Consider the following 726-nt stretch of genomic DNA (forward strand, 5'->3'; position numbering starts at 1 on the left):
GCGATGAAATAGCCGAAGCGCAAGCGGGTCATACGATCTCCTGGGTGTCGGGGGTCAGCAGGATCTTGCAGTGTTCGTCGGGTAGCGACAGCGCACCGAACGCCTCTGCCGCCGCCGACAGGGGCAGGGTCGCGGTGATCATCGCTGCGACATTCACCGTGCCGTCGGCGATCCACCGCAGCGACGTCTCGAATTCCTCCGGCCGGTAGGCGAAGACGAAGCGCAGGGCGAGTTCTTTGGTCGTGCCGATCGCGGGGACGATGGTGTCGGGCTGGGTGCACACCCCGACCACGACGATCCTGCTGTGCGGCAGCGCGGATTCCATGACCGCTGCCAGGACGCCGGGGCGGCCCACGCATTCGAAGATCACCGTGTTGGCGCGAACGGGTCCAGCCATCAGCGGCGAGATCGGCAACGCCGGGCCGGCCAGCTCGGTCCATCGGGTGTAGGGGCTGTGCTCCGCGGGATCGACCACGACATCGGCGCCGATCGTCCCCGCCAGCCCGCGCCGGGTCGCCGAGAAGTCGGCAGCCACCACCGGTCCGTGCCCGGCCGCCTTGAGCGCGGCGACGACCGCCAGCCCCACCGGACCGCAGCCGAGCACCAGCGCCACGTCACCGGGTTCCATACCCGCGGCCGCGACGGCGTGGACCCCGACCGCCAGCGGTTCGGTCACCGCGGCGTGTGCAGCGGGCACCCCCTCCGGCACCGCCAGCAGACGGCTCT

The 726-nt window shown here is 70.8% G+C and carries 1 protein-coding gene; it reads right to left on the bottom strand.

Going from position 1 to position 726, the window contains the following annotated elements:
* Positions 1-28: 28 nt before the first annotated feature.
* Positions 29-726: zinc-binding dehydrogenase (locus H7J86_RS00050; RefSeq protein ID WP_267288602.1), on the bottom strand; the 698-nt coding region annotated here is incomplete at its 5' end.

Source organism: Mycobacterium hackensackense (assembly GCF_025822555.1).
Lineage (GTDB): Bacteria > Actinomycetota > Actinomycetes > Mycobacteriales > Mycobacteriaceae > Mycobacterium > Mycobacterium fluoranthenivorans.